This is a genomic window from Pacificimonas flava (assembly GCF_000342165.1).
In the GTDB taxonomy this organism is placed as follows: domain Bacteria; phylum Pseudomonadota; class Alphaproteobacteria; order Sphingomonadales; family Sphingomonadaceae; genus Pacificimonas; species Pacificimonas flava.
Genome location: NZ_AMRV01000002.1, coordinates 130948 through 151977, shown reverse-complemented (window position 1 = coordinate 151977; position 21030 = coordinate 130948). Strand labels below are relative to the sequence as shown.

At 64.3% G+C, this 21030-nt stretch carries 22 protein-coding genes; 6 read left to right on the top strand and 16 right to left on the bottom strand.

What is annotated here, in order from left to right:
- Positions 1–3: 3 nt before the first annotated feature.
- The 13 genes from C725_RS03500 to C725_RS03440 form a co-directional block, all read right to left on the bottom strand.
- Entirely contained in the window at positions 4–864 is an 861-nt protein-coding gene (locus C725_RS03500) for an RsmD family RNA methyltransferase (protein WP_008600195.1), read from the bottom strand.
- Positions 861–2090: a M16 family metallopeptidase gene (locus C725_RS03495; protein ID WP_008600194.1), complete on the bottom strand. Its 1230-nt coding sequence runs from the start codon at positions 2088–2090 to the stop codon at positions 861–863. The genes C725_RS03500 and C725_RS03495 overlap by 4 nt, the downstream gene beginning before the upstream one ends.
- Positions 2090–3514, bottom strand: coding sequence for a threonine synthase (thrC, locus tag C725_RS03490; RefSeq protein ID WP_038281606.1), 1425 nt, complete (start codon positions 3512–3514; stop codon positions 2090–2092). Before thrC ends, C725_RS03495 begins: the two co-directional genes overlap by 1 nt.
- Positions 3515–3525: 11 nt before the next feature.
- Positions 3526–4191, bottom strand: a complete 666-nt coding sequence (locus tag C725_RS03485; RefSeq protein WP_008600192.1) for an SURF1 family protein — start codon at positions 4189–4191, stop codon at positions 3526–3528.
- Positions 4188–4559 carry a DUF983 domain-containing protein gene (locus C725_RS03480; RefSeq protein WP_243442688.1) on the bottom strand — a complete coding sequence of 124 codons (372 nt, stop codon included), beginning with the start codon at positions 4557–4559 and terminating at the stop codon, positions 4188–4190. Before C725_RS03480 ends, C725_RS03485 begins: the two co-directional genes overlap by 4 nt.
- Positions 4546–5373, bottom strand: a complete 828-nt coding sequence (locus C725_RS03475) for a cytochrome c oxidase subunit 3 (RefSeq protein WP_008600190.1) — start codon at positions 5371–5373, stop codon at positions 4546–4548. Before C725_RS03475 ends, C725_RS03480 begins: the two co-directional genes overlap by 14 nt.
- Positions 5374–5376: 3 nt before the next feature.
- Complete coding sequence (locus C725_RS03470; protein WP_008600189.1) at positions 5377–5937, bottom strand: cytochrome c oxidase assembly protein; 561 nt, start codon at positions 5935–5937, stop codon at positions 5377–5379.
- Positions 5937–6059 carry a hypothetical protein gene (locus C725_RS16800; protein ID WP_008600188.1) on the bottom strand — a complete coding sequence of 41 codons (123 nt, stop codon included), beginning with the start codon at positions 6057–6059 and terminating at the stop codon, positions 5937–5939. Before C725_RS16800 ends, C725_RS03470 begins: the two co-directional genes overlap by 1 nt.
- Positions 6056–7003 carry a heme o synthase gene (locus tag C725_RS03460; protein WP_008600187.1) on the bottom strand — a complete coding sequence of 316 codons (948 nt, stop codon included), beginning with the start codon at positions 7001–7003 and terminating at the stop codon, positions 6056–6058. The genes C725_RS16800 and C725_RS03460 overlap by 4 nt, the downstream gene beginning before the upstream one ends.
- Positions 7003–8667 (bottom strand): cytochrome c oxidase subunit I, encoded by a 1665-nt coding sequence (gene ctaD, locus C725_RS03455; protein WP_008600185.1) that lies wholly within the window; start codon positions 8665–8667, stop codon positions 7003–7005. Before ctaD ends, C725_RS03460 begins: the two co-directional genes overlap by 1 nt.
- A gap of 32 nt (positions 8668–8699) precedes the next feature.
- A complete protein-coding gene (gene coxB / locus C725_RS03450; protein WP_243442687.1) occupies positions 8700–9884 on the bottom strand; it encodes a cytochrome c oxidase subunit II in 1185 nt (394 codons plus the stop codon).
- Positions 9885–9979: 95 nt separating this feature from the next.
- Positions 9980–10516 carry a DUF421 domain-containing protein gene (locus C725_RS03445; protein WP_008600183.1) on the bottom strand — a complete coding sequence of 179 codons (537 nt, stop codon included), beginning with the start codon at positions 10514–10516 and terminating at the stop codon, positions 9980–9982.
- A gap of 76 nt (positions 10517–10592) precedes the next feature.
- Complete coding sequence (locus tag C725_RS03440; RefSeq protein ID WP_008600182.1) at positions 10593–11405, bottom strand: crotonase/enoyl-CoA hydratase family protein; 813 nt, start codon at positions 11403–11405, stop codon at positions 10593–10595.
- Between the two features lie 32 nt (positions 11406–11437).
- On the opposite strand from C725_RS03440, the gene C725_RS03435 reads away from it, so the two are divergent.
- Positions 11438–11917, top strand: a complete 480-nt coding sequence (locus tag C725_RS03435; protein WP_008600181.1) for a (2Fe-2S)-binding protein — start codon at positions 11438–11440, stop codon at positions 11915–11917.
- 75 nt (positions 11918–11992) lie between these two features.
- A complete protein-coding gene (locus C725_RS03430) occupies positions 11993–13006 on the top strand; it encodes a mechanosensitive ion channel family protein (RefSeq protein ID WP_008600179.1) in 1014 nt (337 codons plus the stop codon).
- A gap of 22 nt (positions 13007–13028) precedes the next feature.
- Here the strand turns inward: C725_RS03430 and C725_RS03425 are convergent, their stop codons facing one another.
- Positions 13029–13244, bottom strand: coding sequence for a DUF2061 domain-containing protein (locus C725_RS03425; RefSeq protein ID WP_008600177.1), 216 nt, complete (start codon positions 13242–13244; stop codon positions 13029–13031).
- A 201-nt stretch (positions 13245–13445) separates the two neighbouring features.
- Between C725_RS03425 and C725_RS03420 the strand changes: the two genes are divergently transcribed.
- The 4 genes from C725_RS03420 (at position 13446) to rpoN (ending at position 17324) form a co-directional block, all read left to right on the top strand.
- Positions 13446–14210: a prepilin peptidase gene (locus C725_RS03420; RefSeq protein WP_008600174.1), complete on the top strand. Its 765-nt coding sequence runs from the start codon at positions 13446–13448 to the stop codon at positions 14208–14210.
- Positions 14207–14863: a prolyl hydroxylase family protein gene (locus C725_RS03415; protein WP_008600172.1), complete on the top strand. Its 657-nt coding sequence runs from the start codon at positions 14207–14209 to the stop codon at positions 14861–14863. Before C725_RS03420 ends, C725_RS03415 begins: the two co-directional genes overlap by 4 nt.
- 124 nt (positions 14864–14987) lie before the next feature.
- Positions 14988–15776 (top strand): LPS export ABC transporter ATP-binding protein, encoded by a 789-nt coding sequence (gene lptB / locus C725_RS03410; protein WP_008600171.1) that lies wholly within the window; start codon positions 14988–14990, stop codon positions 15774–15776.
- Positions 15777–15791: 15 nt separating this feature from the next.
- Positions 15792–17324 (top strand): RNA polymerase factor sigma-54, encoded by a 1533-nt coding sequence (gene rpoN / locus C725_RS03405; RefSeq protein ID WP_038281418.1) that lies wholly within the window; start codon positions 15792–15794, stop codon positions 17322–17324.
- A 4-nt stretch (positions 17325–17328) separates the two neighbouring features.
- Here rpoN and C725_RS03400 read toward each other — a convergent pair whose 3' ends face one another.
- Together C725_RS03400 and C725_RS03395 are read right to left on the bottom strand one after the other, a co-directional pair.
- The gene (locus C725_RS03400; protein WP_008600168.1) at positions 17329–18108 is read right to left on the bottom strand and encodes an alpha/beta hydrolase; all 780 of its coding nucleotides are present in this window, start codon (positions 18106–18108) and stop codon (positions 17329–17331) included.
- 105 nt (positions 18109–18213) lie between these two features.
- A complete protein-coding gene (locus tag C725_RS03395; protein ID WP_008600165.1) occupies positions 18214–20490 on the bottom strand; it encodes an NADP-dependent malic enzyme in 2277 nt (758 codons plus the stop codon).
- Between the last annotated feature and the right edge of the window lie 540 nt (positions 20491–21030).

Sequence of the window (21030 nt, the reverse complement as noted above, 5' to 3'; positions counted from 1 at the left end):
GGTTCAGCGCGACCAGCGCGCGAAGATGGCCGTCGGCAGCAGCAGCCCCCGCGCCTCTTCCCGCACCGTCATCTCGCCGGCCTCAACGGTTCCGCCGAGGGGCGCGAGCGCTTGCCGGAACAGTTCCTGCAGCGCAATCGCGCTCATCCGCACCGCATAGGCGGTGAGAACGAGATATTTGGACTCCGCATCCAGCAGGCTGCGCAGCGTCTCCACCAGTTCCGGCAGGCCCTCGTTCAGGTCCCACCGTTCGCCCTTCGGCCCGCGGCCGAATTTTGGCGGATCGAACAGGATGCCGTCATAGCGCCGCCCGCGCTTCACTTCGCGCTGCGCATATTTCAGCGCGTCCTCGACTAGCCAGCGGATCGGCCTGTCCTGCATGCCGCTGAGGTTCTGGTTTTCCCGCGCCGCCGCCACGGCCTTCTTCGATGCGTCTACATGCGTGACGCGCGCGCCGCGCTCCGACAGGAGCAGCGACCCGACCCCTGTATAGCCGAACAGGTTCAGGACCTCGTCGCCCTGACCGGTTCGCGCCCGCATCCAGTCCCATTGCGGCGCCATGTCGGGGAAGAAGGCGAGGTGCCGGAACGGTGTGTTCACGGCGTGAAAGCGAACCGGCCCGCGCGAAAGCGGCCAGCTTGCGGGCACGGATTTCTCAAGCTGCCAGCGGCCGCCCCCTTCAAGGTCGGAGGCTGTGATGAATTCACCATCCGCGCGCCAATCCTCCTGCGCCGGTTGCCACATGGCCTGCGGCTCCGGTCGGATGAAGCGGTAGGGGCCATAGCGTTCCAGCTTCCGCCCGCCGCCGGAATCGAGCAGGCCGTAATCATCCCAGGATTCGGTGACGAGCGTCGTCAGGCTCACGCCGCGTCGTCCTCTGACACAGCGCCGATCGTCGCCTCGGCCGGATTGCCGGCCATCATGACCGCTCCGGCCGTGCGAACCTCGTCCAGCGTGATGGCATCGATCCGCTTCACCACCTCGGAGGGCTCGATCATGCGCCCTTCCACCAGCAGTTGGCGTGCGATGTAGCTCGCTTGACCTTCGCAGCTTTCGAGCGACATCAGCAGGCCAGACTTGGCAAGAGCGCGCGCACGGTCGAGTTCCGCCTGTGTCAGCGTTTCCGGCGCGCTGCGCAGAATATCCTGCATGAGCGACAGGGCCTCCCGCGAATCCCGCTCCGCCGTTGCCGCATAGACCGTGAAAAGGCCGGTATCGAGGAACGGCGCGTGGCTGGCGAAAACGGTGTAGGCAAGGCCGCGCTCCTCCCGCAATTCCTGAAACAGGCGCGACGACATGCCGCCGCCGACCGCCTCGCCGAACAGCCGGGCGGCGAACAGGCCTGTTTCCCGCAGGGCGGGACCCGGCCATGCCAGTGTCAGATGCGCCTGCTCGATATGACGATGTCTCGCGGTTCTGGCGGCGGAAAAGCGAGCCCCTTCAAGCGCGGCCGCGTCCCCGCCCCCGAGGGGTCCGAAGCGCTTTGCGGCAATATCAACGATCTGGTCATGTTCCAGATTGCCGGCTGCCACCACGATCATTTCCCCCGGCCGATAGTGGCGATCGCGCCACGCGACCAGATCGGATTGATTGAGGCCGCCAATCGACGCCGCATCGCCCAGAATGGAGCGCCCCATCGGCTGGTCGGGATAGGCGGCCGCTTGCAGGTCGTCGAAGATCAGGTCGCCCGGCATGTCGTTGACCTCGGCCAGTTCCTGAAGAACGACGCCCTTCTCGCGTTCCAGTTCGTCCACGTCGAAATGCGGGTCGAGGATCATGTCGGCGATCAGGTTCATGCCCAGCGGCAGATCCCCTGCGAGCAGCCGGGCGGAGAAGACCGTCCCTTCCCGTCCCGTCATGGCGTTGAGGTCGCCGCCCACATCCTCGACCGCTTCGGCCAGCGCCCGCGTCGAGCGACCGCCCGCCCCCTTGAACACCATATGTTCGAACAGATGGGCGAGGCCGTTCTCCCGCACCGTTTCGTAGCGGGAACCCACGGTGCAGTGCAGGCCCACCGCGACCGTTTCCACGCTCGGCATCTCGCGCGTGACGATACGCAGTCCGTTCGGGAGTGTTGTCAGCTTCTGCATCAGAGGGTTTCGGCGTGCGCCGCCCTCGGCCGGGCACGACTGGCCACGAAGTCACGAACGGTCTCGTAGTCCGCCGCCAGCTCTTGGAATCGCTCCTCCCGGTCCATCAGCCCGGCGATGCGTTCGGGCGTCCGCGGCCGCTCGCCCGCGGCCCGTTCCACGGCCTCGGCAAACTTCGCCGGATGCGCGGTGGCGAGCGTCACGATGGGTGTGCCGGCGGGCAGATCTTTGCGTCCCGACGCTGCGCGTGCGGCGGCGAGGCCGATTGCCGTATGGGGGTCGATCAGCATGTCCGCATCCTCTCGCGCCCAGCGGAGTGCCAGCGCCATCTGGTCGGCATCGATGCGGGCACTCGAAAACAGCGCTGCGCGAGCTCTCATGTCGGCGGGCAGGGACAGGCGCCTCTCGCTGTCGAAGGACTCCATCATGGTTCGTACGCGCGCGCCGTCGCGCCCGGCCATCTCGAACAGCAGGCGTTCGAAATTGGAGGAGACCTGAATGTCCATGGACGGGGAGGCGGTGGGCGTGACAGCGCCGGCGCTGTAATCCCCCGCACTCAGCGCGCGGTGTAGGATATCGTTGACGTTGGTGGCAACGATCAGCCGCTCCACCGGCAGGCCCATGCGGTGGGCCACATAGCCGGCGAAGACGTCGCCGAAATTTCCGGTGGGTACGGAGAAGGCGATCTTGCGCTCCGGCGCGCCGAGGCGGACCGCTGCGTAGAAATAATAGACCACCTGCGCCATCAACCGCGCCCAGTTGATGGAATTGACGGCGCTGATTTCGAACCCGCGAAGCTGCGGATCGCGGAACATGCGCTTCACATGCGCCTGTGCGTCGTCGAAACTGCCATTGATGGCCATATTATGGACGTTCGGCGCCATGACGGTCGTCATCTGCCGGCGCTGCACATCGGAAATACGGCCCTTGGGGTGCATCATGAACACATCGACGCTGTCGAGGCCGGCCAGAGCGTGAATGGCCGCCGAGCCGGTATCGCCGGAGGTGGCGCCGACGACGGTGAGTTGCCGCCCCGCTCCGCTCAGAAATTGTTCGAACAACCTGCCGAGCAGTTGCAGCGCCACGTCCTTGAAGGCCAGCGTCGGACCGTGAAACAGCTCCAGCAGCCACTGGTCCGCATCCAGCTGGCGCAGCGGCGTCACGGCGGCATGATCGAAGCCGTCATAGGCCGCGCGGCACAGGTTGCGCAGATCCGCTTCCGTCAGGTCGCTGCTGACGAAGGGCTGCATCACGCGGACGGCCGTTTCCACATAGTCGAGCCCGCGAAGCGCGCGGATCGCATCCGCGTCCAGGACCGGCCATTCCTCGGGCACATAAAGACCGCCATCGGCGGCCAGCCCGGTGAGGGTGACATCGGCGAAATCGAGGGCAGGCGCGTCACCGCGCGTGGAAACGTATTTCATGCCGGGCATCGCTAGCCTTTGCGGCGCGGGGGGGCAACGCGGCTATCGCCTTCGCCGCCCATGGGGGCGCTCTCGTCAGCGTCGCCGCGCCGTCGCCACTGCCGCAGGAAGAGGATGTAGATCGCGATCAGGACGCCAGCGAAGGCGAACCACTGCACGGCATAGGCGCGGTGATTGTTGGGAATGGCGTCCATCTGCGGCGGAGCGCTGGCGCCGAGCGAGGCAAGCACCGGCCGGTCGGGAACAAGGAGGAAGCGCGCCGCGCTCGTCCCCTCGTCGGAGAAGCGGTCGACCAGCAGACCGCTATAGGTGCCGAACAGGCCGACGCGCGCGGCGGTATCGGGACGCGCAGCCCAGCCGAGGTCGAGCATGATGCTGTTGGCGCTGTGCACGGAGCGGCAGGGAATGCGGTAGCTGAAACCCGCCTGGCCCGTCAGTGACCGGCCGGCGACGATCTGCGGCATGCCGACGGCGCGGCAGGTGATGTCGGCGCGGCGAAAATTTTCCGGCGCGACGCCCTCCTGATCGAGATCGATAGGCGGCTTCTGCGGCGCATGGGCCAGATCGACGAGCAGCGCCTCCTTCCAGGCCAGGCGGTCGAGCTGCCAGAAGCCGAGCGCGATCAGGATGGGAACCGCGATCAGCACCGTAATCGTCGGCAGGACCGGCAGCTTCATTCGCCGAGCGTGCCCTCGCGCGCGTCATGGCGGTACTCCAGCGCCATCAGCAGCCCCTTGCCGCCCCGCAGGCCTATGATGGTCAGAGCGATCAGGATTGGAGGCCAGATGACCAGGTGCACCCAATAGGGCGGGTGCACCGAAAATTCGAGGATGAGGGCGCCGACCATGCCGATGGTGTTCAGGATCAGGATCAGAAAGACGATGGCGCCGTCGCCGACGTTGAAGCGGTCGTAATCCAGCTTGCACACGGGGCAGGCGGGACGGAATTCCGTGAAATTCTTGTATAACGGTCCTTCTCCGCAGCGCGGGCATTTGCCCAGCGCCGCGGACAGGAGCTTCGCGTCGCGTGCGTTATCCGTGGGCACCAACGGCCGCGCCGAAATCGCTGCCCCAGATGTAGATGGACAGGAACAGGAACAGCCACACCACATCGACGAAGTGCCAGTACCAGGCCGCCGCCTCGAACCCGAAATGGTGCTGAGGCGTGAAATCGCCGCGATAGGTGCGGATCAGGCAGACGATCAGGAAGATCGTACCCACCACGACGTGGAAGCCGTGGAAGCCGGTCGCCATGTAGAACGTCGCGCCGTAGATGTTGCCGGCGAAGCCGAAGGCGGCGTGCATATATTCATAGGCCTGCACGCTGGAGAAGATCAGACCGAGGATGATGGTCAGCCACAGCCCCTTCTTCAGACCCTCCCGGTCGCCCTCGATCAGCGAATGGTGCGCCCAGGTGATGGTCGTACCGGACAGCAGCAGGATCAGCGTGTTGAGAAGCGGATAGACGAAGGGATCGAGCACCTCGATCCCCTCCGGCGGCCAGACGCCGCCGACGGCAGAGCCGGTGTCGGGATAGAGGGCAGCGGCGAAATAGGCCCAGAACCATGCGACGAAGAACATCACTTCCGACGCGATGAACAGGATCATGCCATAGCGGTGATGCAGCTGCACCACTGGCGTGTGGTCGCCCGCATTCGCTTCGCGTACGACGTCGGCCCACCAGCTGTACATGGTGAACAGCACGCCGGCGGTGCCGAGACCGAAGACCCAGGCGCCGAACTGGATTTCATGCATCCACATGATCGCGCCGGCCGCCATGATGAGCGCCGTGAACGATCCCAGCATGGGCCACGGGCTCGGCGGAAGGATATGGAAGTCGTGGTTCTTGGCGCCGGCCATTGCTTATCCTCTTGTGTCGGTCGCGGGCTTACTAGCGGTCTGCTCGCGTGCTGGAAAGAAGGTATAGGACAGGGTGATCTCCTCGATCCGCTTGCCGCTCGGATCGTCGAGGATCGCGGGATCGACATAATAGCTGACCGGCATTGAGGCCGTCTGTCCCGGTTGCAGCGTTTGCTCGGTAAAGCAGAAGCACTGAATCTTGTTGAAATACTTGCCGGCCGTATCTGGCGATACGTTGAACACGGCGGTGCCGGTCACTGGATAATCGTTGGTGTTGGTCGCCTGGAAGAAGGCCATCTTGCGTTCGCCGATCTTCAGCCGGTCGCGCACCTGAACGGGCTTGAAGTCCCATCCCATCCCGGGCGCCACGTTCGCGTCGAAGCGGATCCCGAGCTCAACGCCCGTTTCCTCGACCACGGTGTCGGCGGACGCCACCTGCGTCGTACCCGCAAAACCCGTCACCTGGCAGAACAGGCGGTAGAGCGGCACGGACGCGTAGGCCGCACCCAGCATGGCCGCAGCGATACCAAAGGCGATGGCGCCGGTTCGGGCATTCTTTCTCATCAGCTCATCCGTGCGATCGTGATGAAATAGAACAGCAGCGAAAGCCCGACGAGAATCGCGCCAAGCACGTAATTGCGCTGCTTGCGCCGGCGGGCGAGTTCGGTTTCTTCTTCGGGCGTCATGACAGCACTATCCGGTCTGCTGCGAGCGCGGCGAACAGGACGAAAAGATAAAGGATGGAGAAGGCGAAAAGCTGCTTCTCCGGCTTCATTCCCGCCGGGTCCTCGGCGCGGTTCGCGAACACGCGCAGCGCCAGCAGGAAAAACATGGCGTTCAGCGTGACGGCGGCGGCCCCGTAGAGCGCGCCTGTCATGCCAAGCAGCCAAGGTGCCACCGCCGCGATGACGAGCGGAAAGGTGTAGAGAAGAACCTGCCTGCGTGTTTCGGCCAAGCCATGCGTGCAGGGCAGCATCGGCACGCCGGCGGCGCTGTAGTCGGTCTTCACGAACAGGGCGAGTGCCCAGAAATGCGGCGGCGTCCACAGGAAGACGATCGCGAACATCAGAACCGGCAGCAGCGTCACGTCGCCCGTCACGGCGGCCCACCCGATCATCGGAGGAAAGGCGCCGGCGGCCCCGCCGATCACGATGTTCTGGGGCGTCCGGCGCTTCAGCCAAACCGTGTAGATGCAAACGTAAAAGAGGATGGATGCCGCCAGCAGCACGGCCGCGGGCAGATTGACCGCCAGTGCCATGATTGTCACCGAGCCGAGCGACAGGAAACTGGCGAACGCAAAGGCCTGACCGCGTTCCAGCCGCCCGGCGGGCAGGGGGCGCCCGCGCGTGCGCTTCATGCGGGCATCGAGGTCCGCCTCGTACCACTGATTGAAGGCGCCGGCGCCGCCGCCGGCGACAGCGATGCAAAGGATCGCGGTGAACGCGATAACCGGATGCACGTGACCGGGCGCCGCGAGCAGGCCCATAAGGCCGGTGAAGACCACCAGGCCCATGACGCGCGGTTTCGTCAGGGCGAGATAATCGCGCCAGTCGCCGCACGCCGCGCCGGCGGCGTCCCCCGCCAGCGGCAGCGCCGCCGGCGCCGCTGCTGTGGTGGACGCCTCCGCCATTACTTGATCTCGGGCAGGGTTTCGAACTGGTGGAACGGCGGCGGCGAGGACAGCGTCCACTCCAACGTCGTTGCACCCTCGCCCCAGGGATTGCCCGCCGCCTTACGACCGGCCGCCAGCGAGATGATGATGTTCAGGAAGAACGGGATGAGGCCGATCGCCATGATCACATAGCCCATGGAGGCGATGTGATTATAGCCGGCGAACTGGTCGGGGTAATCCGGAATACGGCGCGGCATTCCGTCCTGACCCAGGAAGTGCATCGGGAAGAACAGCACGTTCACGCCGATGAAGAAGATCCAGAAGTGCAGCTTGCCGAGAAGCTCGTTGTACATCTTGCCCGTCATCTTGGGCCACCAATAGTACCAACCCGCGAAGATGGCGAAGACGGCGCCCAGCGACAGCACATAGTGGAAGTGCGCCACCACATAATAGGTGTCGTGCATGTAGGTATCGACGCCCGCGTTCGACAGGATGACGCCGGTGACGCCGCCCAGGGTGAACATGACGATGAAGCCGATGGCCCACAGCATGGGCGTCTCGAAGCTGATGGAGCCGCCCCACATGGTTGCGATCCACGAGAAGATCTTCACGCCCGTCGGAACGGCGATGATCATCGTGGCGGCGGTGAAGTACAGCTTCACGTTCACATCGAGGCCCACCGTGTACATGTGGTGCGCCCAGACGACGAAGCCGATGAAGCCGATGGCGACCATGGCATAGGCCATGCCGAGATAGCCGAAGGCAGGCTTGCGGCTGAACGTGGCGATCACCTGGCTGACGATGCCGAAGCCCGGGAGAATCATGATGTAGACCTCCGGATGGCCGAAGAACCAGAACAGGTGCTGGTAGAGGACGGGATCGCCGCCGCCGGCCGGGTCGAAGAAGGTCGTGCCGAAATTGCGGTCCGTCAGCAGCATGGTGATCGCGCCGGCAAGAACCGGGAGCGAGAGCAGCAGCAGCCATGCCGTGACGAGCACGGCCCAGACGAACAGCGGCATCTTGTGCATCGTCATGCCGGGTGCGCGCATGTTGAAGATGGTCGTGATGAAGTTGATCGCGCCGAGAATCGAGCTGGCGCCCGCAAGGTGCAGCGACAGGATGGCGAGATCGACCGCCGGTCCGGGGTGCCCGATGGTGGAGAGCGTCGGATACACGGTCCAGCCGGTGCCCGCGCCGTCGAAGCCGGCGGGGCCGGGCACGAACTGGCTGGCCAGCAGCAGCAGGAACGCCGGCACGATCAGCCAGAAGGACACGTTGTTCATGCGCGGGAACGCCATGTCGGGCGCGCCGATCATCAGCGGCACGATCCAGTTGCCGAAACCGCCGATCATCGCCGGCATGACCATGAAGAAGACCATGATCAGACCGTGCGCGGTGATGAACACGTTCCACATGTGATAGGCGGCGTCGAGATTGCCATCCGTCATGCCGGTGATGACCTGCATGCCCGGCGCGGCGAGTTCGGCGCGCATGATTCCCGAAATGGCCCCGCCGATGATGCCCGCGATCAGCGCGAAGATCAGGTAGAGCGTGCCGATGTCCTTGTGGTTCGTCGAAAGGAACCAACGCGCGAAGAAGCCGGGCTTGTGATCGGCGTCGTGATGCGCGTCATCATGGCCATGTGCGGCGTCGAAATCATGGGTGGGGGCCTGAGTTGCCATATCTGTTGATCCGCTCTTGGCTTTGTCTTCGCTTACTCGGTGGGGTTCTGCGCGGGCGAACTGGTCTCGCCGGCAGACTGTTCGATGACCGTGCCTGTCGGCGCGGCGGTTTCGTCGCCGACATCGGCGCCTTCGTCGCTGTCCGCCTCGACAGCCTCGGCCGTGGGAACGCCGGATTCGTCCGCGGTGGGTTCGACGGCTTCGGGCGTCACGCTCTCCGCGAGTTCGGCCGGGTCGATACCGGCATCCTCCTGGCGGCGGGCGACCCAGGCGTCATAGACATCCTGCTCAACCACCTCGACCACGATCGGCATGAAGGCGTGCTGCGTGCCGCAGAGCTCGGAGCACTGACCGTAGTAGACGCCCGGCTGTTCCGCACGGAACCAAGTCTCGTTGATGCGGCCCGGAACCGCGTCCATCTTCACCCAGAAGGCGGGCATGGCCCAGCTGTGAATGACGTCGACGGACGTGACGAGAACCTTCACGTTCGCGCCGACGGGCACCACGACGCGGTTGTCGGTGGCCAGCAGACGGGGCTCGCCACGCTCGGCCGCCTGATCGGCGGGCAGCATGATGGCGTCGAAGGAGAAGCCGCCCTCGTCCGGATATTCATACTCCCAATACCATTGGTGGCCGATCGCCTTCACGGTCACGTCCGCCTCCGGCGGATCGTACTGGGCTGCAAGAAGTTGGAAGGAGGGAATGGCGATGCCGACCAGAATCAGCACGGGAACCACCGTCCAGATCACTTCGATCAGCACATTGTGCGTCGTCTTCGACGGCAGCACACCGTCCTTGCGGCGATATTTCAGGATCGACCACAGGAGCAGCGCGAATACGAAGACCGTGACGATCCCCATAATGATCAGAAGCGCGATGTTGAAGTTGTTCGCGCGCTTCCCGAGCTCGGTGACCTGCGGCTGAATATTGTGACCGCCGAGCGGCTGGCCGAGGGCGGCATCCGATACGGTGCCGGCATTGGCGAGACCGCCGCCGACGCTGGGAACGGCCGCCGGCTCGTCCGGCGTCGCGGCAATCGCCTCGTCCTGCGTCATGCCCTGCGGTGCGGTGCGGCTCTCCTCATCCGCGTTCTGCTGCACCTGGCCGGCCGTGACCGGCTCCAGCTCGTTCTGCGCCGCGTCCGCAGTCTGCGCCGAGGCAGAAACGGCGGCAAAGGAAAGTGCCACGGCGGCGGCGATGTTTGTCCAGCGTCCCATCAGATCCCTAATCTGGTCGATTGCCCGCGGACGCACGTCGCCCGCCATTCGTACGTGATCGCGGCTATAGAAGGCAGATGCGCAAGGGACAAGCGCTAGCTTGCCGCAGGGGGGCGCGACCGCCGCAGGCCGGCAAGCAGACGTTCGTCGGGAGCGGTGTCGCCATAGAGGACGGATATGTCGCCGGTCGTCTCCAGAACAACTGCGCGCACTCTTTTAAAATCGAGAGCGTTCGCCTGCCTGAGCTTGGCAAGAACGTCTCCCTTCGCGACTCGCTCGGCATCCAGCGCGGCTTCGTCGAACTCTCCGTTCTCCATAAGGATCGTGGGGACGTTCTCCATTGCGCGCTTTGCCGGCGAGGAGCGACGCCGCAGCCGGGCGGCCGCGAATTGCGCCGCAAACAGTGCGGCGAGCGCGGCGGCGATCTGCAACAAGGGCAGCCAGTCCGTCGCCTGCGCCGCGGCTGCAAGCAGCGAACCGCAGGCGAGCGTCATGACGAAGTCGAAGCTCGTCATTTTCGAGAAGGAGCGCAGTCCGACGATCCGGACGAGCAGAGTGATCCACATCATGGCGAGGGCAGCCAGCAGGGTGCCGCGCAGCACGGTGTCGAGAAGGGAATTGTCAACGAACATACGAACCCCTTCGGACAGTGGCGAGCGCGCAGCAACAGCCTATGTGTACCGGCCGATATCCTCGCGGGCGCCGCCGTTAACTGATGTCGGCGAAGGACGCCGGGCGCTTCTCCATCTGGCTGCCGATCGCCTCCCTCATATCGTCACCCTGCAGGAACGCGGCGTTCCATACCGCGACATAGTCGAGACCGGCCTCCACCGTCTGACCGCGCCCGCGGTTGAGGACGGCCTTGCACCCCATGATCGCGACCGGCGATTTGGCGGCGATCTGGCGCGCCAGTTCGAAGGCGGCTTCGATGGCCGCTTCGTGATCGGGAGCGACTCGGTTGACGAAGCCGTAACGCTGCGCCTCCTCCGCAGGAAACTTGCGCCCGGTATAGGTCAGTTCGCGAACGATTCCCTGCGGCAGCAGATGGGGGACACGCTGCAATGTCCCGACGTCGGCAACGATGCCCACGTTGATTTCCTGAATGGTGAAATAGCTGTCTTCACAGGCCACCCGCATGTCGCATGCCGTAACGAGGTCGACACCGCCGCCGATGCACGCGCCCTGGATGGCGGCGATGACGGGTACGCGGCATTCGTCGATGACTGTGAACGCATGCTGCAGCCGCTTGACATGCTTCAGGAAGTGCGCGCGCTGGCGGGCGACGTCGCCCCGACCGTCACCCAGACTGCTCGCAGATTTCAGGTCCAGTCCCGCCGTGAAATGACGCCCGGTCGAGGACAGGATCACGGCGCGAATGGAACCGTCCTCCTCGATTCGCCCGAAGACGGTGATCATGTCTTCCCAGAATTGGGGCGTCATGGTGTTGAGAGCCTCGCCGCGCGTCAGCCGGACATGGGCAATGCCCGCTTCCACGCTCAGCGACAGGGTTTCGAGTTCCATTTTCGGCGCGTCCTCCCTAATTTGCGTCCCGCATGACCCGCTTCACCGTCAACGGCAACCCTGTCGAATATCAGCTTGCACCGGATACGCCGCTCCTTTGGGCGCTCCGCGACGCCAGCAATCTTACAGGGACGAAATATGGATGTGGCAGAGGATTGTGCGGCGCCTGTACGGTTCATGTCGACGGAGAGGCGCGGCGATCCTGCCAAGTGAGGATCGGTGACATCGAGGGCGCGTTCGTAACGACGATCGAGGGGTTGTCGGAGAATAGCGATCATCCCGTTCAGCGGGCGTGGGTTGCGGAGCAGGTGCCCCAGTGCGGCTATTGCCAGTCGGGAATGATCATGGCGGTCGCGGCTCTTCTGAAGGCGACGCCCAAGCCCACCGACGAGGAGGTGCGCAGCGGCATCACGAACCTGTGCCGGTGCGGCACCTATCCCCGTATTCTAAAGGCTGTACGACGGGTGTCGGCTGGCGTTGAGGGCGAAGAGGGGCAGCCCTCCGCCGAATAAACCGCGGGGACGCGGGTCGCGGAACCTCCTGAACCTGCCGATAATTCGTCACATTAAGGGTTTGGAGGCAGGAATATGCAGGATAGTGGTGCTGGGGCACAAACGGCCGCCCAGGCTGGCAGACAGCTTCAGGAGCAGGCCACCGCCGCGCCGCCCGCCGCCTCAGAGGCCGCTCCCGCCGTTACCGAGACCGTCGTCGGGAAATTCGGCGTTTTCGAAACACTGACCAACGAACTTGTGGAGATGGCGCGCAGCCTGATCCAGCTTCTGCCGAACATTGTCATCGCCATCGTCGTGCTGGCGATTGTCGGTGTCCTTGCGAAAAATCTCAGTGCGCTGGCCGGACGCGCCGCAGAACGGGCAGGCCGTCGCCGCTCCTTGGCTGACCTCGCGCGGACGCTGACGAAGGTCATTGTTTGGGTGTTCGGCATTCTTCTGGTCATGACAATCGTGTTTCCGTCGATGACACTCGGCAGCATCATTGCGGCTCTCGGCGTCGGCACGCTGGCCATCGGATTCGCGTTTCAGGACATCTTCGAGAATTTTCTGGCCGGCATCCTGTTGATGGTGCGGGAGAAGATGCGTGTCGGCGACTACATCATCTGTCAGGGCGTCGAGGGCGAAGTGACGCATATCAGCCTGCGCGAGACCTACCTGCGCCGGCCCTCGAACGAGACGACGGTTGTACCCAACAGCTTCCTGTTCAAAAATCCGATGGAAATCCTGACCGATGCGGACATACGTCGACACGAGATCATCGTCGGCGTCAGTTATGATACGGATGCCGACATGGCGCAGAGTCTGATCCAGAAAACCGTCGAGGGCTGTGAGAAGGTTCTGGACGATCAACCCGTGGATGTTTTCGCGCGCGAATTCGGTGCATCCAGCATCGATTATACGGTGCGCTGGTGGTCGGGTTCGAAAATCGCGGACATGCATCGCAGCCGTGACGAGGTGATTCGCAGGATCAAGCGCGCGCTCGACGATGCCGGCGTCGAAATTCCGTTCCCCTATCAAACCCTCACCTTCAAGGAGCCGTTGTCAATCCGGCGCGACAGGAACTCGGGGGAAGAGGCGGACGCGGCCTAGAGCCGCTTTGGTGCGCCCGCGTTCAACCGTGTGCGTGTGCGTGTGCGAGGCGAAGCGGGCCCTTGCCTCCTGACCAGGCGCGTTCGTGGAAATAGAATGCCACTGTATTCACCAGCGGCTCGATGAGGGCGATGCCGCCAGCCACGGCCAAGGAGCCGGTCAGAACATAGGCGACAGTAAATCCGACGAGAAGGTGCAGACACATATAGCTGAAGGTCTTGGTGAGATCGCGAGACATGGACGTCAATATCCTTTCATCGTCTCTATGGCGCATGCCCCAATATTGCGGAAACCGATCTTTCTTGTCTCACTTATCGACATATTGAATGTCATCGCGTGCGCCTTGGAGATGCGCGCGCCCTGGAGATGAGGCCTCGCGATCATGCGCGGCGGAACGCGTGACTGGACGTTGCCTGCCGTCTCGGCGAAAGAACCCTCAATGATTGCGATGGCGGTTATCGGCGCACTGGCGGGACTCGTCGTCGGCAGCTTCATAGGTGTGCTGGGCGAGCGATGGCCGCGCGGCGAACAGGTGTCGCGCGGCCGATCGCGTTGTGAGGCGTGCGAGAAGACACTTGGCCCGCACGAACTGGTGCCGCTGTTCTCCTACCTGGTCCAGCGTGGGCGTTGTCGCGGCTGCCATGCCCGCATTCCGCGCCGCTTGCCCCTGGTGGAACTCCTGGCGGCAGGCGCTGGCGCGATCAGCTTCGCCGCTGCGCGGCAGCCATTCGATTTTGCCTGGGCCGGATTTGCATGGGCGCTGATCGCGCTCGCCCTTCTCGACATGCGCGCGCTCTGGTTGCCGGACCGGTTGACCGTGCCGCTGGCGCTCGCCGGTCTCGCCGTCGCGGCGCTGCAGGGCTATGTCTTACTGTCTTTGGCCGGCGCCCTGACGGGGTTCACGATGCTTTTTCTCTTTTCGGCGATCTATACCGCGCTTCGCCGGCGGCGTGGCCTCGGCGGCGGCGATCCAAAGCTGCTTGCGGCCATCGGGGCTTGGCTTGGACCCGGGGCGCTGCCCCTCGTCCTTCTGTTCGGCTCGCTTCTTGGCCTCACAGCCGCCGCCATAATGTTGGTGCTGGGCCGATCCGTTTCCCGGAACACGAAGTTGCCGTTCGGGATGTTCCTGATCGCCGGTACGGCATGTTACGTTTTTCTGACGCACTTGCCGGTTTCGTTGGCCTACGGCATTCCCGTTCCATGACTTCGATTTTAGCAACGGGGGAAGCCACGAAAGCGCGTCTGGAATCGCGGCCGGACGTGCAGAAGGTTCCGACGCCGAAGCTAGACCTGTTTCGCATGCGTGCTTTTGCAAGCGATGAGGAGTGCGCGGCGCTGATCGACATGATCGAACGCCGGCGACGGCCCTCGACCCTGTCCGACGACACGTCGGGCGATGCCGCCTTCCGAACCAGCGAAACCTGCGACATGGACGAGGCGGATCCCGTCGTTGCGCGCATCAATCTTCGCTTCTGCGAAATTCTCGGAATCGATGCCGCGCTTGGCGAGCCGCTTCAGGGGCAGCGCTATTTGGTGGGTCAGGAATTCAAGGCGCACACCGACTATTTCGACCCGCGTGGCATGGACCTGAAAAGCACGCGCAGCGTCATGGGGCAGAGAACCTGGACCGCAATGGTCTATCTCAATACGCCCGAGGCCGGCGGCGCTACGCGGTTCAAGGCCATCGGCAAAACCATTCAGCCCGTCGCCGGCATGATGCTGGCCTGGAACAATCGCCGGGCAGACGGATCCGTGAACCCCTCCACGCTCCACCACGCCATGAAGATTCGGGCGGGACGCAAATATGTTCTGACCAAATGGTTCTGCGAGCACCCCTGGCCGAGCGGACGAGGCTGACCCGCGGGGATGTCTGCGCGGCCTGTGCCATGCCGGCAACACTGGCCGCAAACCTTGCATAAATCGCGCCAATTCAGTGAAATCGGCGTTTGTCCTTGCACGCCGGGCTGCTAAGTCTGAGGCCATGAACGAGGTTGGGGTCATCGACGAAGCGCAGAAGATTGCGCAGGAGTCGCGCGAACAGGATGAAGGTGGCGGGCTCGCTGTCATCTCCATCGGCAAGAGTTACGACAAGCGCATCGTGCTGCGTGATGTCTCGCTCGGCGTTCGCCGAGGGGAGGTCGTCGGCCTGCTGGGGCCGAACGGCGCGGGCAAGACGACGTGCTTCTACTCCATCATGGGATTGGTGAAGCCGGACCGCGGACGCATCCTTCTCGATGGAATCAATATTACCGGGCTGCCCATGTATCGCCGGGCGGCGCTGGGGCTCGGCTATCTGCCGCAGGAAACCTCCATTTTTCGCGGCATGACGGTCGAGCAGAACATCATGGCCGTGTTGGAGATTGCCGAGCCCAACACGTCCGCCCGCCGGGATCGGCTCGAGGAACTGCTGGAGGAATTTTCCATCACCCGGCTGCGCAGCGCGCCCGCCATGGCCCTGTCGGGCGGTGAGCGGCGGCGCTGCGAGATCGCGCGCGCACTGGCGGCCGACCCTTCCATCATGCTGCTCGACGAGCCCTTTGCCGGCATCGATCCGATTTCGATCAGCGACATTCGCGACCTGGTCTATCATCTGAAGGACCGCGACATCGGCGTCCTCATCACCGATCACAATGTGCGCGAAACCCTCGATATCGTCGATCGTGCCTGCATCATCTATGATGGGCGCGTGCTGTTCGAGGGGACCCCGGAAGCGCTGGTGCAGAACGAGGAAGTGCGGCGCGTTTATCTTGGCGAAGGATTTCAGCGCTAGTCCGCCTTTCCATAGATGGTACTCGGACCCCGCCTTGACCTGAGACAGTCGCAGCAGCTGGTGATGACGCCCCAGCTGCAGCAGGCGATCAAGCTGCTCGCCCTGTCCAATGTCGAATTGGAGGGATTTCTTCAGGGGGAATTGGAGAAGAACCCGCTTCTCGACCGCAGCGATGCGCCAGATTCTGGCGAAACCGGCGGGACGGATGCTGACGCAAGGGAGCGGGCGAGCGCTGCCGAAAGCGCAGGGACGGACGAGCTTATCGCCGCCGGCGGGTCGGAAAGGGACGCGCCGCTCGACGTCGACTACGGCGCCGAGACCTTTCACCATGACGGCGTCAGCGACCAACCGGTCCGGGATCCGGATGGCGGGTACACGGTCGGCAGCGACTATGGAATCGGTTCTGGTGGCGGCGAGGATTTCGTCGACCCCGGGGAGATCAACGCCGCCGCGCGTTCGCTGCACGATTTCCTGCTGGAGCAGGCGGGCCTGTTGATCCGCGCAGATCAGATCATCGCCAGCGACATCATCGATTCCATCGATCCGGCCGGCTATTTTACCGGCAGCTTGACGGAAGCGGCCGACCGGCTCGGCGTACCGGAAGCGCGGGTCGAGGCGGTGCTTCTGGCGATCCAGACCTTCGAACCGACCGGGGTCGGCGCCCGCGACCTCGCCGAGTGCCTCGTCATTCAGGCGAAGGAGGCGGATCGTTACGATCCGGCCATGAAGATGATGCTGTCACGCCTCGATCTGGTGGCGCGGGGCGAACTCGCCGCGTTGCAACGGCTGTGCCGGGTCGATGCCGAGGACATGGCCGACATGCTGGCAGAGCTGCGCGGCTACAATCCGAAGCCTGGCCTCGCTTATGGCGCCGCCGGCGACGCGGCGCCGATCATTCCGGACGTTTTCATCAGCGCCGATGCCGAGGGCGGTTGGAAGGTCGAGTTGAACCAGGCCACCCTGCCGCGGATCCTCGTCAACCGCACCTATGCCGCCACGCTGGCGGCGGACGGCGCCAGGTCGAAGGAAACGAAAGCGTTCCTGTCGGAATGCCTGTCCTCCGCGAACTGGCTGATGAACGCTCTCGACCAGCGGCAGCGCACCATCGTCAAGGTGGCGACCGAGCTGGTGAAGCAGCAGGACGGGTTTTTCCGCCACGGCGTCTCGAAGCTGCGGCCGTTGACGCTGCGGGCAGTCGCGGACCAGATCGAGATGCACGAATCGACGGTGAGCCGCGTTACGTCGAACAAATATCTGTCCTGTGAGCGGGGTCTGTTCGAGCTGAAATATTTCTTCACCAGCGCCATCGGAACGGCGGAGGGAGAGGATGTTTCGGCGGAGGCGGTGAAGAGCCGCATTTCTGCACTGATCGGCGCGGAATCGCCCAAGAAGGTGCTGTCCGACGACAAGCTGGTGACGCTGCTGAAGGCCGAAGGGTTCGATATTGCTCGGCGCACCGTGGCCAAGTACCGGGAATCCTTGAACATCGGCAGCTCCGTGCAGCGGCGGCGCGCCTACAAGCTGGGGGCCGCCAGCCGCGCGGCCTGAGCGATCAGATCCTTCCCTCGACCCGCTGTAGCAGCCGGTCGATTTCGTCCGCCACCGTCTCGCGCACCGGCGGGTGGAACAGCCAATGGCCGATACCATCGAGTTCGCGGTAGTCCACCGCACCTTTCAGCTTGCGCGCGGTCGCGCGGGCGGTGCCGACCGGCGTGATCCGATCCTCGTTCCCCACGACGACCGTGGCGGGCATCGTCAGGAGATCATAATCGACCTGCGTCCCCTTGCTGCTGTCGGCGAAGGGCATGGAAATCTGGAACAGCACCCGGCCAGAATCCCAGACGAGTTCGCCCAGCGCATCCCGCGTTTCCGTTTCGGGAACATTGTTGAAGATGCCCCAGCGGGCCCGCTCCTCGTCGATGCGGGTGGGCGAACGCCACCAATTCGCGGTCGTCGTGACGCCGAGCAGCGTCCGCAGCGGACTGAGCGCAAGACTGCTGGTCTGCGCGGTCGGCGCCGGCGAAAGAAGGACGAGGCCCGCCGCCCCGTGCGCCGCGGCGATCTGCTGCGCCAGCATGCCGCCCATCGAGTGGCCGACGATGACAGGCTTCCGGTCCAGTTCCCGCACCTGCGCCAACAGCGCGTCGGCATAGTCCTGCACGCTGGTGGATGCGAGAAGCGGGTCCGGCGCGTCCTGCGGGTCGGCATCGTGGAACGGGAGGGTGGGCGCGGCAACGCGGTAGCCGCGCGCCTCGTACCGCTCCCGCATCCAATCCCAGATCTTCGGGGTCGACCACATGCCGTGAATGAAAAACAAGGGCGGCTTGGTCATAGGTCGGTCCTGATCCCCAAATTCGGTTCGTACGCGGTCTGATTTTCCACCCGTCTAGCGGGCGGGGCCGTTCGTCTCAATCGCTAGCGCCGTTCCTCCGCCCTGTCAGTCCGTCACGCCGCTGGCGGCCAGCACGGCCATGGTCACGATGTCGTTGGCGTTCGAGGTCATCGGAACGATCTGCACCGGTTTCGACATGCCCATGAGGAGCGGCCCCATGACGCGGCCGCCGCCCAGTTCCTTCAAGAGCTTCGACGCGATATTCGCGCTTTGCAGACCCGGCGTGATGAGGACGTTCGCCGGCCCCGTCAGGCGGGAGAAGGGATAGAGCTTCGCCATGTCGGGGTTCAGCGCGACGTCCGCCGACATCTCCCCCTCATATTCGAACGTGACGCGGCGATCGTCGAGCAGCTTCACGGCACGCCGCACCATTTCGACATTCTCGCCCTCCGGATTGCCGAAGTTCGAATAGCTGAGAAAGGCGACGCGCGGCGTGCGGCCCATGCGGCGGGTCACGGCGGCGGTCTGCTCCGCATAATCGGCAAGCTGCTCCGCCGTCGGCCGCTCCGTCACCGCCGTATCGGCGATCAGATAGGTGTCGTGGCGGCCCACGACCATGTGGATGCCGAACGGATTGTGCTTCGGGCTGGGATCGATGACCTCCCCGACGAGGCGCATGGTCTGCTGGAAATGGCGTGTGACGCCGGTGACGAGCACATCGCCATGGCCGAGCGCGACGAGAAGGGCGGCGAAATAATTGCGATCCTGATTGACCCAGCGCTGCACGTCGCGGTGAAGCGCGCCCTTTCGCTGCATGCGGCGATAGAGATGTTCGGTCATGCCCGGCACGAGCGGGTTGTCGCGGCTGTTCTGGATCTCGAACATGTCGAGATCCTCGATGCCGAGCTTTTTCATATTCTCGTGCACCGTTTCGTCGCGGCCGACGAGGACGGGGATGCCGTAGCCGTTCGCCTTGATGGCGAGGGCGGCGCGCAGCACCACCTCCTCCTCGCCTTCTGCCAGCACGATGCGCTTCGGATTGGCCCGGGCGGCGTTGAAGCTCTGTTCGAGGACGGCCGTCGTCGGATTGAGGCGCGCGCGCAGTTCGGTCCTGTAGCTGTCCTCGTCGATGATCGGGCGCCGCGCGACGCCGGTCGCCATCGCCGCCTTCGCGACCGCGAACGGCACCGCCTCGATAAGACGCGGATCGAAGGGTGCGGGGATGATGTAGTCCGGCCCGAAGGAGAGCTGCTTGCCATAGGCGGCGGCAACCTCGTCCGGCACGGCGTCCTTGGCGAGGTCGGCGAGCGCCTGCGCCGCGGCGATCTTCATTTCCTCGTTGATCGTCGTCGCGCGCACGTCGAGCGCACCGCGGAAGATGTAGGGAAAGCCGAGGACGTTGTTGACCTGGTTCGGATAGTCGGAGCGGCCGGTCGCCATGATGGCGTCCTCACGCACCTCATAGACCTTTTCCGGCAGGATTTCCGGCACCGGGTTCGCCATGGCGAAGATGATGGGCTGCGGCGCCATACCCTTGATGTCGTCCTGGCTGACGGCGCCGGCCACCGACAGGCCCACGAGGACGTCGGCGTCCTTCAGCGCGTCCCGCAGCGTACGCTCGTCCGTGTCGATGGCGTAGGTCGATTTCCACTGATTGAGGTCGGTCCGCCCCTTGTGAATGACGCCGTGCTGATCGCACATGCGCACATTGGCGCGGGGCACGCCGGAGGCGATGAAGAGTTCGGTGCAGGCGATGGCGGCGGCGCCGGCGCCGTTCACGACCAGCTTCACCTCCCCGATCTTGCGGCCCGTCAATTCCAGCGCGTTGAACAGGCCGGCGGCGGAGATGATAGCGGTGCCATGCTGATCGTCGTGGAACACCGGGATGTTCATCTCGTCGCGCAGGCGGCTTTCGATCTCGAAGCAGTCCGGGCTGCCGATATCCTCCAGATTGATGCCGCCGAAACTCGGCTCCATCAGCTTCACGGCGGAAATGAACTTTTCGACATCCTCCGTATCGAGTTCGATGTCGATGGAATCGACGTCGGCGAAGCGTTTGAAGAGGACGGCCTTGCCCTCCATCACCGGCTTCGAGGCAAGCGCGCCGAGATTGCCCATGCCGAGGATGGCCGTGCCGTTCGAGATGACCGCGACGAGGTTGCCCTTTGCCGTGTAGTCATAGGCGGTGACGGGATCGTCGGCGATGGCCTGCACCGGGACGGCAACGCCGGGGGAGTAGGCGAGGCTGAGATCGCGCTGCGTCGCCATGGGTTTCGAGGCCACGATCTCGATCTTTCCCGGGCGGCCCTGCGAATGGAAGCGCAGCGCCTCCGCATCCGAAAACTGAACCGAACTGCCACCCGTCTTCTTCTTGTCAGCCACGTGTAATCGACTTCCCTAACCAAATCTCTCGCTTGACCCCGCTTTGGCGAAAGCGGTGGGGGGCGGCAAGGGCGGCGGCCCATTTCGGCGCGAGAACGGCGGAATCTTCACGAAGTGGACACACGTCGTGCGGGGCGAAGTTGACAAGTTGGACACTCATATGCGGGCGGGTGCGGGGGTTTTGGGGCCGGTTCTTTCCCGCAGCTCTGCGGATGGGCCCCTGCCTTCGCAGGGGCGACGGCAGGGGAGAGGGTCTTCCATGTCTTCGCGAAGTTGACGCGACGTGGACACAGGGCCGCCGACGCGAAGTTGACAAGTTGGACACTCGTATGCGGGCGGGTGCGGGGGTTTTGGGGCCGGTTCTTTCCCGCAGCTCTGTGGATGGGCCCCTGCCTTCGCAGGGGCGACGGCAGGGGGAGATGTTCAGGGGGCGACGATGTTCCGCTAGTCTTTTCATTCGCCCTCTCTCCAAGTCGTCGCCCCTGCGGAGGCAGGGGCCTCTTTCGCATCGGCGCATCGGCGGCGGCGCGGCGGGGGGCC

Coding starts and splice junctions, on each gene's coding strand:
- C725_RS03495 (WP_008600194.1), bottom strand. CDS start 2,090: ATGCAGAAGCTGACAACACTCCCGAACGGACTGCGTATCGTCACGCGC.
- thrC (WP_038281606.1), bottom strand. CDS start 3,514: ATGAAATACGTTTCCACGCGCGGTGACGCGCCTGCCCTCGATTTCGCC.
- C725_RS03485 (WP_008600192.1), bottom strand. CDS start 4,191: ATGAAGCTGCCGGTCCTGCCGACGATTACGGTGCTGATCGCGGTTCCC.
- C725_RS03475 (WP_008600190.1), bottom strand. CDS start 5,373: ATGGCCGGCGCCAAGAACCACGACTTCCATATCCTTCCGCCGAGCCCG.
- C725_RS03470 (WP_008600189.1), bottom strand. CDS start 5,937: ATGAGAAAGAATGCCCGAACCGGCGCCATCGCCTTTGGTATCGCTGCG.
- C725_RS16800 (WP_008600188.1), bottom strand. CDS start 6,059: ATGACGCCCGAAGAAGAAACCGAACTCGCCCGCCGGCGCAAGCAGCGC.
- C725_RS03460 (WP_008600187.1), bottom strand. CDS start 7,003: ATGGCGGAGGCGTCCACCACAGCAGCGGCGCCGGCGGCGCTGCCGCTG.
- ctaD (WP_008600185.1), bottom strand. CDS start 8,667: ATGGCAACTCAGGCCCCCACCCATGATTTCGACGCCGCACATGGCCAT.
- coxB (WP_243442687.1), bottom strand. CDS start 9,884: ATGGGACGCTGGACAAACATCGCCGCCGCCGTGGCACTTTCCTTTGCC.
- C725_RS03445 (WP_008600183.1), bottom strand. CDS start 10,516: ATGTTCGTTGACAATTCCCTTCTCGACACCGTGCTGCGCGGCACCCTG.
- C725_RS03440 (WP_008600182.1), bottom strand. CDS start 11,405: ATGGAACTCGAAACCCTGTCGCTGAGCGTGGAAGCGGGCATTGCCCAT.
- C725_RS03435 (WP_008600181.1), top strand. CDS start 11,438: ATGACCCGCTTCACCGTCAACGGCAACCCTGTCGAATATCAGCTTGCA.
- C725_RS03430 (WP_008600179.1), top strand. CDS start 11,993: ATGCAGGATAGTGGTGCTGGGGCACAAACGGCCGCCCAGGCTGGCAGA.
- C725_RS03425 (WP_008600177.1), bottom strand. CDS start 13,244: ATGTCTCGCGATCTCACCAAGACCTTCAGCTATATGTGTCTGCACCTT.
- C725_RS03420 (WP_008600174.1), top strand. CDS start 13,446: ATGATTGCGATGGCGGTTATCGGCGCACTGGCGGGACTCGTCGTCGGC.
- C725_RS03415 (WP_008600172.1), top strand. CDS start 14,207: ATGACTTCGATTTTAGCAACGGGGGAAGCCACGAAAGCGCGTCTGGAA.
- lptB (WP_008600171.1), top strand. CDS start 14,988: ATGAACGAGGTTGGGGTCATCGACGAAGCGCAGAAGATTGCGCAGGAG.
- rpoN (WP_038281418.1), top strand. CDS start 15,792: ATGGTACTCGGACCCCGCCTTGACCTGAGACAGTCGCAGCAGCTGGTG.
- C725_RS03400 (WP_008600168.1), bottom strand. CDS start 18,108: ATGACCAAGCCGCCCTTGTTTTTCATTCACGGCATGTGGTCGACCCCG.